Source organism: Paenibacillus hodogayensis, from assembly GCF_039536325.1.
Classification (GTDB): domain Bacteria; phylum Bacillota; class Bacilli; order Paenibacillales; family NBRC-103111; genus Paenibacillus_AB; species Paenibacillus_AB hodogayensis.
On sequence record NZ_BAAAYO010000001.1, the window covers coordinates 703,852 to 720,640 of the forward strand.

Annotated in this window: 11 protein-coding genes; 4 read left to right on the forward strand and 7 right to left on the reverse strand. The window is 52.0% G+C overall.

Features of this window, described 5'->3' with window-relative positions:
- The first annotated feature begins 81 nt into the window (after positions 1–81).
- Positions 82–672 carry a LysE family transporter gene (locus ABD796_RS02725; RefSeq protein ID WP_344902446.1) on the forward strand — a complete coding sequence of 197 codons (591 nt, stop codon included), beginning with the start codon at positions 82–84 and terminating at the stop codon, positions 670–672.
- Between the two features lie 48 nt (positions 673–720).
- Here ABD796_RS02725 and ABD796_RS02730 read toward each other — a convergent pair whose 3' ends face one another.
- Positions 721–1,608: a LysR family transcriptional regulator gene (locus ABD796_RS02730; RefSeq protein ID WP_344902449.1), complete on the reverse strand. Its 888-nt coding sequence runs from the start codon at positions 1,606–1,608 to the stop codon at positions 721–723.
- A 113-nt stretch (positions 1,609–1,721) separates the two neighbouring features.
- On the opposite strand from ABD796_RS02730, the gene ABD796_RS02735 reads away from it, so the two are divergent.
- Positions 1,722–3,107, forward strand: a complete 1,386-nt coding sequence (locus tag ABD796_RS02735; RefSeq protein ID WP_344902452.1) for an MFS transporter — start codon at positions 1,722–1,724, stop codon at positions 3,105–3,107.
- Positions 3,108–3,270: 163 nt separating this feature from the next.
- On the opposite strand, the gene ABD796_RS02740 is transcribed toward ABD796_RS02735, so the two are convergent.
- Both ABD796_RS02740 and ABD796_RS02745 read right to left on the reverse strand, forming a co-directional pair.
- A complete protein-coding gene (locus ABD796_RS02740; RefSeq protein WP_344902455.1) occupies positions 3,271–4,539 on the reverse strand; it encodes an MFS transporter in 1,269 nt (422 codons plus the stop codon).
- A gap of 20 nt (positions 4,540–4,559) precedes the next feature.
- A complete protein-coding gene (locus tag ABD796_RS02745) occupies positions 4,560–5,228 on the reverse strand; it encodes an ArsR/SmtB family transcription factor (protein ID WP_344902458.1) in 669 nt (222 codons plus the stop codon).
- 330 nt (positions 5,229–5,558) lie between these two features.
- Here ABD796_RS02745 and ABD796_RS02750 point away from each other — a divergent pair, with 330 nt between their 5' ends.
- Positions 5,559–6,941 (forward strand): MFS transporter, encoded by a 1,383-nt coding sequence (locus tag ABD796_RS02750; protein WP_344902461.1) that lies wholly within the window; start codon positions 5,559–5,561, stop codon positions 6,939–6,941.
- A gap of 100 nt (positions 6,942–7,041) precedes the next feature.
- Here the strand turns inward: ABD796_RS02750 and ABD796_RS02755 are convergent, their stop codons facing one another.
- The 3 genes from ABD796_RS02755 to ABD796_RS02765 form a co-directional block, all read right to left on the reverse strand.
- Positions 7,042–9,117: an AraC family transcriptional regulator gene (locus tag ABD796_RS02755; protein WP_344902464.1), complete on the reverse strand. Its 2,076-nt coding sequence runs from the start codon at positions 9,115–9,117 to the stop codon at positions 7,042–7,044.
- Positions 9,118–9,368: 251 nt separating this feature from the next.
- Positions 9,369–9,986, reverse strand: a complete 618-nt coding sequence (locus ABD796_RS02760) for a YqaA family protein (RefSeq protein ID WP_344902467.1) — start codon at positions 9,984–9,986, stop codon at positions 9,369–9,371.
- Between the two features lie 259 nt (positions 9,987–10,245).
- Positions 10,246–10,551 (reverse strand): stalk domain-containing protein, encoded by a 306-nt coding sequence (locus tag ABD796_RS02765; RefSeq protein WP_344902470.1) that lies wholly within the window; start codon positions 10,549–10,551, stop codon positions 10,246–10,248.
- 267 nt (positions 10,552–10,818) lie between these two features.
- On the opposite strand from ABD796_RS02765, the gene ABD796_RS02770 reads away from it, so the two are divergent.
- The gene (locus ABD796_RS02770; RefSeq protein WP_344902473.1) at positions 10,819–11,784 is read left to right on the forward strand and encodes an NAD(P)H-binding protein; all 966 of its coding nucleotides are present in this window, start codon (positions 10,819–10,821) and stop codon (positions 11,782–11,784) included.
- A gap of 632 nt (positions 11,785–12,416) precedes the next feature.
- On the opposite strand, the gene ABD796_RS02775 is transcribed toward ABD796_RS02770, so the two are convergent.
- Positions 12,417–16,754 (reverse strand): DUF4838 domain-containing protein, encoded by a 4,338-nt coding sequence (locus tag ABD796_RS02775; RefSeq protein ID WP_344902476.1) that lies wholly within the window; start codon positions 16,752–16,754, stop codon positions 12,417–12,419.
- Between the last annotated feature and the right edge of the window lie 35 nt (positions 16,755–16,789).

Here is a 16,789-nt window from a genome sequence, read left to right on the forward strand (position 1 = left end):
CTTTTCTATTCTATCAATTATTTTAAAACATGTCTCTGTGATATTCTTGTACAAACGAACAGAGATGGAGGTTGACTTCCCATGAGCGCCACTCTATGGATTTCTTTTTTTTCCTATGCCGTTACGACAGCCATTTCGCCTGGGCCCAATAACATTCTGGCCTTACACGAGGTCAGTACGTACGGATTAAACAAAAGCAAATCGTTGCTGCTCGGAATATACGCCGGTTTTTTGTGCGTGATGATCGTTTGCGGCACGTTTAGCCTGATTCTGGCAGCCTACATGCCCGGCGTCATGCATTATTTGAAAACGATCGGCTTCGTCTATATTCTTTATCTCGCCTATCGGACGGCCACAAGCAAACGTCCCGGGAAGGAAGAAAGGCGTCCGGCTTCTTCCTCCTTTCTGCGCGGCTTCATCCTGCAATTTCTAAATGTCAAAATCATCTTATGGGGACTTACGTCCTTCATCAGTTACGTTCTTCCATCCTACTCGTCCATGACGGCAATCGCTTGCTTCATTTTGTTGTCCGCCGCTATCGGCAATACGGCCACCCATCTCTGGGCGGTTGCCGGAGCGCTGCTGCACAAGGTCATCGGCCGGTATTGGCGTCCGGTCAATCTCATCATGGCTCTATTGCTCATATACAGCGCAATAAGTCTCCTGCTCTAGTATGAATGGGATCAGCGATTCTGACAAAAAAGAAACAGTCCCTCGCGATCACGGGGACTGCTCGGACAACGTCTTGAAATAATCGGTGACGACCTCGCGGAATTCCAAAGCAGCCCGTGAAATGTATCGGCTCCTGTGCCACAATAATGCGATCTCCCGTCTTAATTGGTGATGCTCGACCTCGAGATAATAGATTTGCTCCCGCGCATTTCTGGCCGTGCTCGGTACGAAGGCGATGCCGATTTCGGCTTCGACCAGAGCGGTCAGCCTTGCCGGCTCGTCTCCCTCGTACACATAGTTGGGGACAAATCCCACCGTTTGGCAGATCGGGTCCACCAAATCGCGAGTACCGTAGCCTCTTTTCACACCGACAAACCATTCGTCCCGCAGCTCCGTCAAGGATACGCTGCTTCGCCCGGCCAGACGATGTCCCTTCGGAACGGCGACAAGAATGGGGTCGATGAACACGATTTGGCATTCAATGTCATCCCCTCGCACAGGAGGGGAGGCTAAACCGAAATCGACCTCGCCTCTATGAAGAAGCCTGCTCAATTCCTGCGTGGTCAACATTTGCACATGGAATTGAATATGGGGCCGCTTTTTCCGGAACTCCTTCAGAATCTGGGGTAACATGCTTGCGGCGGTCACCGCCAATTTCAAAGTGCCCCGCTCCGGTCCGGATAAATCGCCAATCTCCCGCCTCCCCTGCTCCAATTCAAACAAAGCCCTCTCCGCCCTGGAAAGAAATCGGCTCCCGAACTCATTCAATCGCAGCTTTCGCCCTATCCGATCGAATAGAGGAACCCCCAAATCCTCCTCCAACCGTTGAATCGTTTTGCTTAACGACGATTGCGTGACGTGCAAACTTCGCGCGGCTTCGGTCACATGCTCCAATCGGGCTACCGTGAGGAAATATTGCAATTGAAGAAGTTCCATCATTCGCTCTCCATTCATTCCTTTGAATTCATGAAATTATAGCATAAAATGCGTTGGAATAAATGGTTGGTTTCCCGTACGATCATAGTACACGCTTCAAAGGGGGAACAAACATGAGTGTTCGCAGCAGGTGGTTGTTGATTTCCGTCGGACTGGGGGTGCTGCTGAACCCATTAAATTCATCGATGATTTCGGTGGCAATTGCAAGGCTACAGTATGTGTTTAGTCTGGACTTTACCTCTGTATCCTGGGTTATTTTTTCTTTCTACCTGGCAAGCGCTATCGCCCAGCCGATCATGGGAAAGGCCAGCGATTTATTCGGTCGCAAGAAGATTTTTCTTACCGGGCTCGTAGTAGCGTTCGTGGGGTCCTTATTGGCTCCGCTATCGCCGAGCTTCGGATGGCTCATCGTGTTCCGCATTGTTCAATCCATCGGAACGAGTATGATGGTTGCCGTTGGCATGGCCATTGTGCGCATTCATATTACGGAGAGGCAAGCGACGGCGCTGTCCGTATTGTCCATCTTCCTGTCAGGCGCGGCGGCCATCGGACCCTTTATAGGCGGGGTTCTGCTTCACTGGTCGGATTGGCCCGCGATCTTCTTCATCAATATTCCGTTCGCCGTGTCGAGCTTTCTGCTGGCTTGGAAAATGATTCCAGAGGACGAGCGACCGGCATCCGCTGCACCCCGTATGTCCTTTCGCAAATGGTGGGTCTGGATCGATGTTACAGGGATTCTGCTCTTTACCGCAGGTTTCATCGCCCTGCTCGTCGGATTGCTGTCCGTAAAATCAACCGGACACGCTTCGGTCGTGTATGTCATGTTGGGACTGGCTGGTCTGGCGATTCTGGCCGTTTTCGTCCGACATTCGTTGAAAGCGGCGACGCCCTTTATTCCCTTGCGCACATTCGCCAAATTTCCCTCGATGACATGGATCAATGTCGAATTTATCCTTGTAAACATCTTGTATTACTCGCTCTTTTTCGGACTGCCGTCCTACCTGCAAACGGTGCGGCATGTCAGCGAGTTCCATACCGGCATCCTCATGCTAAGCTTAGGCTTGTGCTCGCTCGTCGCTTCTCCGATCGCAGGGCGGTGGATAGACAAATCGGGACCGCGGCCGGCCTTGCTCGCAGCCGGAATCCTGATGACGTTCGGGGCGGTATGGATGGTGACATGGAATGAAACATCGCCGGTGATCGGTGTATGTCTGACGTTAGCCGCATTCGGTATCGGCAACGGGCTGAATAACGTCGGTATGCAGGCGGCGTTGTTCAGAAGTTCTCCAAAAGAGATGATCGGGGTAGCATCCGGGGTATTCATGACATCGAGATATTTGGGAACCATTCTCTCTTCCTTGCTGCTCGGTATCGTCATGGGCGGGACGTTCAACGCCGAGGGATTTCGACTGTACGGGATTATTCTCGTCGTCATTGCGCTGACCTTGGTGTTTATGAGCTCGCGCCGCCGGGAGGCCGGGACATTGGAAAATCCTTAGGCTGACCACGCTCCAAGCTTTCGCCTTGTCCGGCCGCTGAGCGGAACGGAAACGAACAGGAGGAGAAGACCGATGGGCTCCAAGATAAACGGAAAAGGCTCCGGAAAGAACACGGAGCCTTAGTCTATACATATTCCCGCCAGGGTCGAAGAAGGGGTTTAGGTCACGCCTTCTTCTGACTCCGGGACCAAACGACAACCGGTATTAACAGCAAAGACAGGAATCCTCCTGCCAAGGAGAGCGTGGAGTAACTGGATTGGGCAACAATCATGCCGGAGAGCGCTCCTCCGGAAGCCCCGGCCAACGCGATCAGCACATCCACCGTGCCCTGCGTCTTCGCCCGAGTATGCGGCGGCGTCGCATCGATAATGGCTGCCGTACCGCTAATTAAGCCGAAATTCCAGCCCAAGCCAAGAAGCGCCAGCGCAAGAACGAGGAAAACCATCGAATCGCCGGGCGCCAAGGCGGCAACTAGCCCCGCCAAGAGCAACGTAACGCCAGAGGCATAGGACATCATCGTACGCCCGTATTTATCTACGAGAATGCCGGTAATCAGGGAAGGAAGGTACATCGCTGCAACATGGATGCCAATAACGATCCCAACGTCCCCCAGCCCGTGTCCGTGATGCTTCATATGAACCGGTGTCATGGTCATAATGGCTACCATCACAATTTGGGTTAACACCATGACCGTCGCCCCCACAACGATGCCCGACTTGCGAATGCCCGCTTCCGGAACAATCGCCTCCGCGCCGTTCCGGCTTTGCTTGACGCGCTGCGCTTCCGCAATCGCCTTGGCAACGATGAACGGGTCAGGCCGAAGAAAGAGGAGAAGGATAATACCCGCTAACAGATAAGCGACGGCTGCCAGCATAAACGGGCCCGACAGCGCGGGAGCGCCCATCGAAACAGCTACCCGCCCCGTAATAGTCACGAGATTCGGGCCAGCCACCGCGCCAAACGTCGTGAAAACCATAGCGGTGCTTATCGCTTTCGCCCGCTGCGTAGGCAGCGCCAAATCCGTACCGGCATAACGTGTCTGCAAATTCGTAGCTGTACCGGCACCATAGACTAATAAAGATATAAAGAGCAGCGGCAAATGATCGAAGACCGCTGCCAGGACGACGCCTACAGCGCCCAGTCCGCCCGTCAAAAAGCCGGCGGCCAGCCCGGCCCGGCGGCCTAAACGCTGGGATAAGCGACCGACCAAAAGCGCGGCGGCAGCGGACCCTAGCGTAAATAAGGCGGCGGGAACTCCCGCGTAGCTGTCCGTTCCGAGCATGTCTTGGGCGAGCAGCGCCCCGACCGTAACGCCTGCAGCCAACCCGGCTCCGCCAAAAATTTGCGAAGCGATGACGACCAGCATAGTTCTTTTGAACAATTGGCGTTGCTTCTCGGGTGATTCGGTGTATTCCTGCAGCAGTTCTGACATCGTAGTATTCTCCCTCTGCTTTACGACATTGCCGCCTGATGCTCCCGCCATTCATAAACCCCTTCCTTCATCCGGAAAGCGGTAAACCCCTCATCTTGCATTTTCTTGACCGCCTCGGCGGAAAACACGCAATACGGCCCGCGGCAATATGCCGCAATCCGGGTTTCTTTCGGAAGACTTTGCAGGTAATCATGCAGTTCCTCCATCGGGACGGAAATCGCTCCCGGAATGTGGGCGGCTTCAAATTCATCGGCTGGGCGTACATCCAGCAGAATGATGCTGCCAGCATCCATTTTGCTCAACACTTCAGTAAGGGAAAGGGTTTGTAAATCGTCGCACTGCCCCGAGAAGTCGGTTTTAATTCGGGCAATGTCTCCAAGCTGCATTTCGCTGACCCGCCATAGGGAATTCAAAAAGCTTTCGATATAAGGGCTGGCCAAGGAATAGATGACATACGTCCCCTTCTTGTTAAACTTCACCAGGTTGGCATCGTGCAAAATTTGCAGATGGCGGGAAACGTTAGCCACACTCATCCCTGTTGCCTCGGCCATTTTCTCCACCGATTTTGGTCCTTGAGATAACAAATGCATAAGTTCCAACCGTTTATCGCTGGACAAGCATTTCCCGATTCGGGCAAACTGCCGGTACAAGTCGTCTTTGAAAGCGCGAGCGGGATGCTCTTGGTTCATACCTTTCATCCTTTCTAAACTATTCAATCAATTACTTGAATTATAATCGCGGTTTCTTTTTTACGTCAAGACTTCTGCTTGAAATAAATGATATTCGATGGAGGACCGGCGGGCAGACCCAGTTGACAGTAAAATCGAATGCTCATATAATGGTCACAGCAACTATAATCATGTCTATGATAAAAAGCTCACATCAAGCCGCATAAATAGTTGCTTCGACTATTATCGCGATGCCTACTTTCTATTTATCATTTCAAGACATCTTCACCAATCGGGTCCAATACTTGCTAAGACAAATAATGACATAACAACAAAAAAGGAGGATGCAGGATGACTCCATCCAGAAAAGAAGTCGGAATTTTTGACGCGCCTTACCGGGCGTTGACCATCGGGATCATTCTTGCCGTTACCACGGTAGCTTTTGAAGGACTGGCGATTACCACCATCGCCCCGAGTGTGGCGCAACAATTGCAGGGCCTTCACTGGTACGGATGGATCTTCAGCGCTTTTCTTTTGGCGCAAATCGTTGGAACGATGACAGTTGGCCAGCGGATCCAAAAAAACGGCGTGTTTGCTTCGTTTGTCGCGTCCATTCTCCTGTTCTTGGTCGGAATCGTCATTGCCGCCACTTCGGTGAATATGGGTACACTGATTTGGGGAAGAGTGTTTCAGGGATTCGGTGCGGGAGCTATCATCACATGCGTTTACTACAGCATCACGTTAGGTTATCCCGATCGGCTGAGAACGAAAATATTGGCCGTCTTTTCAAGCGCCTATATTTTGCCTGCGTTAGCGGGACCCTACATTGCTGGACTGTTGGCGGAGTATTTGTCATGGCGATTTGTATTTTGGCTCGTGCTTCCTTTTATCGGGTTGGCCGTTGTTCTCACGCTCCCCGCTTTTCGCAAATTTCCGGCAGGCGATAAGTCGGTCCGGCAGAACGGGCGCAAAGAAGGATACGCCGTATTGCTTGCGCTAGGAACAGGGCTGCTGCTTAGCGGGCTCGGCATGCTTACGGACTGGAAAGGCATGGCGCTGTCAGTGGCTGGATTTCTGATCATGATTGTGCCTTTGCGCAAGCTGCTGCCCGCGGGGACGTTCAGCGCAAGAAGGGGATTGCCTGCCACGATTTTTTCAAGAGGTTTGTTTGTCGCTTGTTATAATGCCACGGAAAGCTATGTGGTACTAGCGTTGACGGATGTGAAAAAAATGCCGGCGGATTTGGCCGGATTAATTGTGGCAGCAGGCGCATTAAGCTGGTCGGCGGCGGCTTGGCTCCAATCCAGATTGGATTCCAAAGATCACGGGGCAGGACGGAACAAACGGGTCATGACCGGCATCGGCTTCATGATCGTAGGCGTTGCCGCCGTTATGCTCGCTGTCGGTTTGTCCGAAGGCGGAATCGTATTCGCGATTATATCCCAATTGTTCACGGGATTCGGCATCGGCTTGGCGCACCCTACAACAGGAGCAATCGCCTTGCAGCACGCCCGTACCGGAGAAGAAGGCGAAGTATCCGCAAGCCTGCAGTTTACAGACGCGTTCAGTCCGGGGTTAAGCATCGGCATCGGCGGGGCTTTCATTGCGATAAGCCAGAGCTTGAATTGGGGGCTGTTAACCGGTATTTTGCTGGCGTTGTCTCTTCAACTGCTGCTGGTCATTCTGAGTTTTGCCATTTCCTTTCGCATCAAACAATTGAAACGCTCGGCATAATGCCGGCGGCTGTATGAAACTAAAAAACGGACTGCTATCCCTTGAGAGGGAGGACGGTCCGTTTTCGGGTTGCTTGATGAGAATTGGCTTGGCCGGGCTCTTACTTGTTTTTACCGGTTAGTATGTTGGTCAACAAATCAACTTGCTTGGTCACCGCAATTGGATCGCTTTGCAAAAACAAGTCGTAATCGATCGTGTACACCTTACCGTTTTTTACGGCACCTAGATTATTCCAGATTCCTGTTTTCTTGAAGCTTTCAAATGCGGCCCGATTGCCATCATTCACGGCTACGAAGAGGTTGTCGCCAATGAATTCGGATAAAACCTCAGCCGACACTTCGGAGTAAGGAGGCTTCTGCCCGCTGTTAATTAAATCGCTTAACACTTTTTGCTGCGGCTTTAAACCCAAGTACTTGTACAAAATATTGCCGCCCATGTTCTGATCCCGGTACACGCGGGGAGATTTCTCAAAAAAGCTTACGATCGTAAACGTTTCATTCGCCGGGATCGCTTCATTGACTTGCTTCTTGGCTGCGACAATCTTTTTCTCAAACTCTTCGGTCCAGCGCTTCGCCTCTTCTTCTTTCCCGAGAATATCGCCCATTAGCGCAATATCTTTCACCGGGTCGTAGTAAGGCTCGATGACGATCGTAGGAGCGATTTTGGAAAATGCGTCATATCCCCCGCCCGACTCCACGTAAGCATCGATCAGAATAATTAAATCCGGATCAAGCGAAGTGATTTTTTCCAAATTCAGCGGAACGCCCAAGTCTTCCATACCTTTGGTATCGATCGCCGGATTTTGCAAAATGTAAGTGGAGGAACCGAGCGGTTTGACGCCAAGCGCCATAGGTTGCCCCACATGGAAAGCCGTAACGATTCTTTTCGGCTGTTTCGGAATTGCCGTTTCGCCGCGCAGATGTTTGTATACTCGCGTTCCATCCGCTTTATTGCTATCCTTCGTTCCGGCGTGGGTCGAAGGAGATTGCGCTGCTGAAGGTTGATTTGCAGGGCTGCCCTGATTTCCTCCAGTCTGGCACGCGCTCAGCAGCAAGGTCAAGCACAGCAGCATCACTGCGGCCAGAGATGTTTTCTTATCCCGATACATAGCTTTTTCTGTATCCCCTTCCTCATAATAATGATTTTCATTCTCATCAATACTATAAAGAAAGGGACTTTCCGAAACAATGGATAATGTTGAACGCGCGGATGGAATATGCTGAACCTCTCGTTGGATCTCCGCTCTTTTCCGAAATTGAATCGGAGAGAGGCCGGACTGCTTCTTGAATAACCGGCTGAAATAATAGACATCCGCATACCCTACGGATTGCGCGATTTTCTGAATGCTCCACTCCGTCGACGCTAGTCGTTCCCTCGCTCGGTCCATGCGGATCTGTATCAAGTAATCTATCGGACTCGTCCCCACCTGTGCCTTGAACACACGGGACATGTAGCTGATACTGCAATCCAGCAGTTCCGCCAAATCTTCCATGGCAATCGACTCCTCGTAATGCTCGTCGATATACCTTAAGATCTGCGTTACCAAATCCGGACTGCCGCCCTTCGCTTCCTTTTCCGGCATTTGTCTCAAAAGCTCATGTACAAATCCATAAAACAGGGCCTTCACCTGCAAATGGTCCAGCCCCTTCTCCTTCCGCCACAACCGCTCCATCCTGCGCATGCTGTCATACAAGAAAAACGGATTCTGCGGCACGACATGGTAGGAAGCGTGAAACGGACCGGACTGTTCCGCCAGACGCGAGAGCGTTGGTCCGAGCGGGAACGGAAACAACGCCTTATAAAATACGAGGTAATAGGCAAATTTGTCGGCTGTAGGCACGATTTCCAGAGTGCCGTCTTTGCCGCTGTGCAGAACGTGAAATCGCCGCATCATATGCGCTTTCCCATCGATCTTCACGCAAGCCTGTCCCTGCGCAGCCAATAAAAATGCAGTGGTCGGCAATTTATAGGCATGCACCGCTTCCCCGCCAGTCAACAAGCGATGCCGAATATCCATGATTTTGACAGCCGCTTGATTCCACAGCAAGATCTGTTCGTCCCAGTCCATGGTCAGTTCCTTTTCCCGTTTAAAGTCAGCCGTATGTAGCCGGTAGCTGCAAGTTCTTCCCGTAATTATATCAAAAATCGTACGCTGACCTAAACTGTTTCCATCCATGGACCGGCAAATCCATTACAAGCTGCTCTCTCGCTAAACGCCTGACTCGATTCCAGCCCATTTTCGAAGGTGCTGGGCATAGTTTGACGTCATGAGCCAAAGATCCCCATCCCGTACTTCCGCGAATCGGTAAGGGAACGTCTCGTCACGGACAATTTCAAAACCAAGCGCCCTATAGAAAGCGATGCTTTCATCAACATTTTCACTGGGCAGCATAGGTTCTATACTTATCGAAGATCGCTCCATCCTCTTCACTCACTCCCGACATCCTTGGATGATCTTTCTTCATTTTCCTGAAGTCGTTTAAGTTTCCTCTGCCGTACTTTATATCGGACCAGCAGGAAAAGCAGAATAAGCGGGATGCCAATCACAAGCATATACAATGTGACTTCATGGACCATATCCGCAGCCGAGCGGCCGTAGATATAGAAGAGCGTTCCAACTGCATAAAATTTAACCGCCCTGCCAACCGCCGCATACGCGAGAAGCTTCCACAGCGGGAAGTTCAAGGAGCCCGAAAGAATCGTGAATACTTTAAATGGAATCGGCGTGAAGGAACCGATCAAAATGGCAGCTTCCCCGTTTTTACGAAAGAGCTCTCTGGCTTTATCGACCCAAGTCTTTTTCAGCATCTTGTAAAGTACGGTACTTCCGATTTTCTTGCCGATGTAATAGCCGACCGGGGAACCAAGCAAACAAGCGGCAAACCCGACCGTTGCCAGCCAGAGCGCTTCGTTCGGATTCACAAGACTAAGCGGTATTTGTAGAAACAGAGCTGGAATCGGAAATATGATAGCATCCAAAAAGGCATGCACGAACAGCCCGAGTGCTCCAAATGCCGATAAATAATCGATAATGTTTTGAACCATGTAGGCTCCTCTCCTGAAATAGGCTCGTTCATGATGCTGCGGACCTCCAAGAAGTCCCTTCTATTCACGGGGCAAAATCCGACACTTGGCGCGCCCCCGTTAACGATGGCAAGCTTTCTTCTAGTAATACGTCTAGGGTTGAGCCTGGTTTCGCTATTCTCCCTGCGGAGCTCGTTGGTCCACCGGCATGAAATACAAAAGCGCCCGATAAGCTCGGACGCCTTGTAGTCAGCAGAATACGCAGATTTTTTTTCAATCCTCACTTTAAGGGTTGCGTGGGGGTCATTTCCCCCATATTCATGGGAACGGGCGTTTTCAACAAAATCGTGCGGGTTGCATCGTCATAGTCTACTTCGGCGCCGAGCAGCCCGGCCACTTCGCGGACCGGCAGATAGGACGAGCCGTCCACGACGATAGGCGATGTCTGCAGCGTCTTCTCGGTTCCATTCACTTTAATAACGAATTTCGTAACAGTCGCCTGCACCGTCTCGTTCATCGCAGCCAAGGCTGTCGATGCTGACCCGAGCATAAGACCGAGTGACAGAGCAATAATTACTTTTTTCAATGATATCCGCTCCTCTGAATCATCTATACCTTACACGATTCATTGTACCGCTCAACTTAGGCAAAACTTTGGACGAATTGTGGAAAAACCGTGGGATATGTTACCAAAGTGAAATTCTGTTCTCGGGGGCATGGGCTCATGAGCATCGATTGTCTTAGAACCCGGAAAATGATGGGCTTAAATTTGTGATTGACCAATCAATAACACCATGATATATTGATTTCAAGTTAGTAATTGATTAATAACAAAGAACTTGAGGTGATTCTCTTGAAAAAAGCAATGGTGATAGGAGCAACGGGAGGCACTGGCGCTTCCGTTACGGAGGAACTGGTCAAGCGAGGGATACCGACGGTGGCCTTCGGACGATCTCGGCAGAAGCTGGAGCAGCTTAGAAGCAGGCTGGGCAACCCCGAGCATTTGACCCTCGCGTTAGGTGATGCGTTCCAGCCGGATAGCATCGTATCCGCTTCGGAGGGCGTAGACGTCCTCTTCCATTGTGCAAACGTGCTGTATCACGAGATGGTAACCAAGCTCATTCCGTTGGGTGAATCGGTGATGGAAGCAGCGGATCGGCTGAGCTTACAAGTAGTCGTCATCGATGGCATCTATCCCTATGGAAGAAGACGGATGGACCTGGTGACCGAGGAGCATCCGAAGCAGCCCCATACGAAGAAGGGCAAGACCAGGCTCGCTTACGAGAAGATGCTGTTCGATGGGAAATGGAGCCGGGCTAAGGTCATGATCGTCCGTTTGCCTGATTATTACGGCCCGACGGCGAATGAGGCTTCTTATCTCGGCTCTACGCTCGAATCGGTAGCCGCCGGCAAGATGGCCTTTTTCATAGGCAACATGCATGTTCCGCGGGAGTATATCTACTTGCCGGACGCGGCGTTCATGATTGCGGAACTGGCCGGCAGAGACGAGGCTTACGGGCAGAACTGGAATATTCCCGGTGCAGGGTTAATTTCGGGCAAAGAGATCGTTCGGATAGCCCGTCAGGCAAGCAATAGCACCAAACCAGTCCTTCCGCTAGGAAAACTGGGGCTCTCTCTGCTCGGCATGTCCATACCGGTCATGAAGGAAATCGTGGAGATGCTTTATTTGACCGAAGAGCCGCTGGTCTTGAGCGGGGACAAATATAAGCGTTTGATCGGGCCGATTAAGGCGACGAGGTTCGAAGAGGGAATTAATACTACGATTCGCGCGTTGCACAGAAAAAGTGCTCAACCTTAACAGCTGCACGGGGGCTTAACTTCTTGCACAACCGAGCCTTCAATAGCTGGAAAATATGTCCTGGTTGGGCGCGTCAACAAGAAACAGGGCTGCCTCAAAGGGTCCTTTTGGACCTTTTTGAGGCAGTCCTCTGTAATCATGACACATGCTATATAAGTTGAACGAATCACTTCCTGGAAATAGCCAAGTGAAATGGAGAAGGGGATCTGCCTTGCAGCGAGTTTTGGCTTTCAGCTCCATTCCGCTGAGTCTTTTTTTCAATCCAGGAGTTGAAAACAACATGTCTGAGCAGCAAGGCAGTCCTTTTCGGAATGAAATGGGCTTCCCAAACATTCGTTCAACTTATATAGTTCTTTACTATAATTGAATGTTTCGTTCCACTTAGTCGGTTTCGGGTGGTCTTTCTTCGCGACTTGTGTAGTGGAGAGGGTCAGCATCCCGTTTGCGACGCCCGACAACTCTTGTTTCAGTCGGGTTGCAGGAATCGTCGCCGCATCGAGCTAGATCTCGAAGGTCCCCGAAGCATTCTCCACAGCCTTGCGGATCGATTCCACAGATATCGCTACCGTAATGCCGCCACTATCGCAGGCTTTAAAGACCACTGAATCCGACCGATACGACAGGGCCGTGCCTCAGCCGTTGTGGCCGTTGTGGCCGTTGTTCCCGTTGTTCCCGTTGTTCCCGTTGTTGCCGTTGTTGCCGTTGTTGCCGTTGTTGCCGTTGTTGCCGTTGTTGCCGTTGTTCCCGTTGTTCCCGTTGTTGCCATGGTTCCCGTTGTTACCATTGTTCCCGTTGTTCCCGTTGTTCCCGTTGTTCCCGTTGTTCCCGTTGTTCCCGTTGTTCCCGTTGTTCCCGTTGTTGCTCTTATACGGCACAACCGGAGCCGAAGCCGGCGATGCTTCGCTCTTGCCCATGGCATTGATCGCTTTCACCGTGAACGTATAGCTCGTTCCGTTGGTCAGACCGGTTACCTTGATCGGGCTTGCCGCGCCGGTCACCACCTGATTCCCCGGTGAAACTATCACCTCGTACCCCGTAATCTGCCTTCCGCCGTTGTCCGCAGGAGCCGTGAAAGAAATGGTCGCTTCTCCGTCTCCGGCAATCGCCGACACATTCCCAGGCAAGCCCGGAGTTGTGGCAGGAGTCGCGCTCGCTTGATTGGAAGCAGCGCTCAAACCGCCGGAGTTGCCCGCCTTCACTACAAAATAATACGTCATGCCGTTGACCAGATTGGAGACGGTATAGGTAGCACCTGTCACCGTGATCGCCGTGTCCAAATCGAACGAATCCGGCATCGAAGACATATACACGTTGTAGTAAACAGACTGCGACACTGCATTCCATGTCAAGACGACCTGCCGGTCTCCTGCAGTTGCTTGCAAATGTTGCGGAGCGCTCGGGGGAGCTTGCTCATTGACGACCTGCGTAATCGTGAATGACACATCCTGCATATGAGCGGCCGATACCGTTACCGTCGCGGTGTATGTTCCTGCCGCCAGGCCGTCTCGGGCTTTTACCGCAAAGGTTGCAGACTCCCCGATCCCTAACGCTGCCGGTTCCGGTTGAGTCAAAGCAAAATGTTGCGAATGCTCGCCGCTAATCGCAACAGTCAGTCCGCTCAATGCTGCCGTCCCGCTATTCTTTACTTGAATGACCTTCGTCTCCTGCGTGCCGGGCTGATAACTCGACTGAAGCGGAGCAGCGATCTGGTCGTCTAATTCGTCGATCGCATACGCACGTGTAACGAGATGAACGACACTCTGATCGGCAGGACTCCAGACATTACCGCCGCCCCAGCTATAAAAAGCCGCTGCACCATGATAATTACGGAAGAAGAGCGCTTTAAAGTTGTCATCCGTTTGCGGGTTCACCCCGAAGCTGGCAAACGGTATCGCCTGAATCACATTCCAGCGATCCCCTAACGTAGTGGCGCTGGCCGCAAATTCCGTTTCCGGAGAGCGCTGCGGTCCCGTTTTAAACGCAAACTTGACACCTAGTGGATTCGTGAAATAAGCATAGGTCGTACCGCCTTTGCCATCGGACAAATGCGTTTCCGCCGAATCATCGGCACCGCTTCTCCACCATCCACCCGGCGCATCCTGACTTATCACTCTGCCGTTCATAGCGTTGTCGAAATTCTCGTAACCGACGTATACATTCTCATTGTCCCATAACAGATAGACCTTCGTCGCGTTAGGAGGAGCCTGATTCGTGCCTTTATTCAGGAAAGCGGTTATCGGTTCCGCGGCTGACCAGGGACCCTGGCTAAAATCAAGCGCGCTTAAAATCTCTTGCTGTGACGCGGACGTTTTCACCGCATTTCCTGTGACCTGCGGACGCCCCCCGTACTTGTACGTCATTTCCAAAAAGGTCGATCGAATCGGTTCAATTCTTGCTTTGGCGCGCTCATCCGCAAGCCCCCAGGCTTCGTTAAGCGCCTGCGCCGCCGCCGTCTGAATACCGGCTTGCACAATGTATCGTCCGATTAGCTGATTCTCATTCGAGTACCAGTTGATCGGCTGTTGATCGTAGTTCCAGCCCTGCTTGATCAGACCGTAGTATCGTTTCATCGGCTCGGCCGCCGCGCCGTATGCCTTCTGGAGAAATTCCGCCGTGAGCGCCTCGATGTCGGCATCCGGATTCCAGAACAGCTTTCCGAACAGCCAAAATTGCAGCGCGTTGATTCCCCAGGCTTCGGTCTTGGCATCGACTACCCCTTCCGGCAGCATACCCAAAATGCCCAGATCGCGATAAAATTTCATATCGGCCTGAACCTTCTCGGCGATCGGCCGCTCGTAGGATTTCGCAAAGCAGCAGCCGTAATAGTTGTACATGACAATGTTTTTGGTCAGCTGCACCCATTCCAGAAGCATTTGTTTGTATTTGTAGTTGTTGTTTTGCTGGTTTTCGGTATTAAACGGAGTTCGTTCGTCCTCGCCGGACGGTGCCATCACAATGACGATATTGTCCTCCAGCTCAACCTTCGGCGGCACTTCCGTAAAGAAATAGGCGTACGAAACAATCTTGATATCCGGATACGTTTGCTTCACCTCTGCAGCCACCTTATTCAGGAAGGCAAAGAAGACGGTTGACTTGTAGGCCGGATCTTCAGGCTGTACAACGAGGCCGCCCGGCGTCGTGAAAGGCAGCTTGCTTTCCGGGATCTGCGTGAAGCTGCGATTGTCGTTAATCCCGATTCCGATATATTCCGTCCCATAAGTTTCATGGAGCGTCTTCACTTTCCCTGCAATGATCGACGGAATATCCGGATGATAGAAATTGATTTGCGTTGACGCCGAGACAGGCACGTATTGCCCGTTTTCCCAATTGTAATATTCCGGATGCGAACTAAAAAACTCCTCGTTCGGCAGCCAGAACTTCAAATTGTGGCCAAGAACAACCGCTTTAAGGCCGATGCTTTCATGCCCTGCCCATTGCGAAATATTGCCGAATTCCGCAAACCTGGCGTTCTGCTTGTTGCGGGCAAGCATCTGGTTGGTTCGCGGGTCCAAATGAAATTCACCGTTCGCGCCAACGCCTGTCGTAAGCCAGCCGCGCACTCCAAAGGGCGATTTCTCCCGATAGTCGACGTGCACTGCCAGAATGGTCTGCTGCGGCTCGAAGATCGTTCCAACATCGGATGCCCGGGTCCAGAGCACGCCGGCGTTCTTCTCCAGGAAATCATAGACGCCGTTCAGCACGCCGCGGGGCTCGGAGCCGAAAATATAAATGATGTTCCCCGATTGTCTGACCGCAAATCCGTCGGAATGCTGCAAGAAGGCCAGGTCGTCCGGGAACAGGGTGGACAGTTCCGGGTAAGAATCCGGCGTTGCCAGTACAATGCGGACATGCTGGGAGCCCGGCTCGGGCGCTACCACGCTGGCCGGCGGGTTCACGGTCGCCCCAATTTCTTCCGCCAGATTGGCAGGGCTCAGGGTTACATCGTCGACCCACAAGGTGTTCGTTCCAATGCTGTCATTGTAAGCCCATATATTAATCCAGTTGAAATCGAAATCCGCATTCGGATTGCGCGTGTAAGGAACCTCCACGTAAGTCCAGTCCGTGCCAATCTCAACCCGATATCGGGTTGAACCGTTCGGAATGTCGCCGATATTTTTCTTCAACGAGCGGAATTCCAAATTAACTCTGCCCGCCCGCTCTCCCTTCATCCATGCCTTCATAACGTACTCGCGCCCCGGCTCCAAATACAGATACTGATCCGTGCGCGCATATGTGTAATTGCTCGCAGGAATCGTTACCCGCATGGAGGACGCGCCGCTATGCTTCACCGTCGTATCTCGCGTCGCAACTCCAGCCGTCGCCCACCAGCCTGCAAGGTCGGCATCGAAGCTCGAATTCGAAATGATATTCCGATCGAGCTTCACGGTCAAGGTTAGCGGTTCAAGCTCCACTCCGTTCTCGAACGTCATAATATTTACCGTATAGGTACCGTCTACTGTTAGCGCGGGCACCCGAACGAAGCCGTTTACGCTTACCGTTTGCCAGGGCAGCAGATTGACCGGGTTCAATGGCTCGACGCGCAGCGATCCCTGATCCGTCTGCAGGAAGCTCACTTGAGCAGCCGAAGCGCTATTCGTCGTCAATTTGATCGAAAATGCATATTCACCGCTCCTGGTAATCCGTAAAGTATCCGGTTCCAGATTTGCACTTATGCCATTCTTGCTCAAATCCGCTCTGGCAATCGGCAGCTCGACGCCGCTAATCTGCCTGATTGTGTTCTGCAGCTCAGCTGCGGCCAATGCCTCCATATCGCTTCGGGTAGAGGAAAGAACGATGCCCGCATAGGTCGCACCGCCGACGGTGATCGTTGATGCATCCGTAAGCTCTGCTTGCTTGGCTTCGGGGATCGCTTGATTGGCACTGGCATTGGCTTTCTGGCCGGAGCCGCCGAACAGCGGCGCCAACGCGATCCATAGAATGAGCATCCCTAGTAATGTCTTTTTCTTCACGATAATTGCCTCCCTTGTTCACAATAACCTTCTAG

Coding starts and splice junctions, on each gene's coding strand:
- ABD796_RS02725 (WP_344902446.1), top strand. CDS start 82: ATGAGCGCCACTCTATGGATTTCTTTTTTTTCCTATGCCGTTACGACA.
- ABD796_RS02730 (WP_344902449.1), bottom strand. CDS start 1,608: ATGGAACTTCTTCAATTGCAATATTTCCTCACGGTAGCCCGATTGGAG.
- ABD796_RS02735 (WP_344902452.1), top strand. CDS start 1,722: ATGAGTGTTCGCAGCAGGTGGTTGTTGATTTCCGTCGGACTGGGGGTG.
- ABD796_RS02740 (WP_344902455.1), bottom strand. CDS start 4,539: ATGTCAGAACTGCTGCAGGAATACACCGAATCACCCGAGAAGCAACGC.
- ABD796_RS02745 (WP_344902458.1), bottom strand. CDS start 5,228: ATGAACCAAGAGCATCCCGCTCGCGCTTTCAAAGACGACTTGTACCGG.
- ABD796_RS02750 (WP_344902461.1), top strand. CDS start 5,559: ATGACTCCATCCAGAAAAGAAGTCGGAATTTTTGACGCGCCTTACCGG.
- ABD796_RS02755 (WP_344902464.1), bottom strand. CDS start 9,117: ATGGATGGAAACAGTTTAGGTCAGCGTACGATTTTTGATATAATTACG.
- ABD796_RS02760 (WP_344902467.1), bottom strand. CDS start 9,986: ATGGTTCAAAACATTATCGATTATTTATCGGCATTTGGAGCACTCGGG.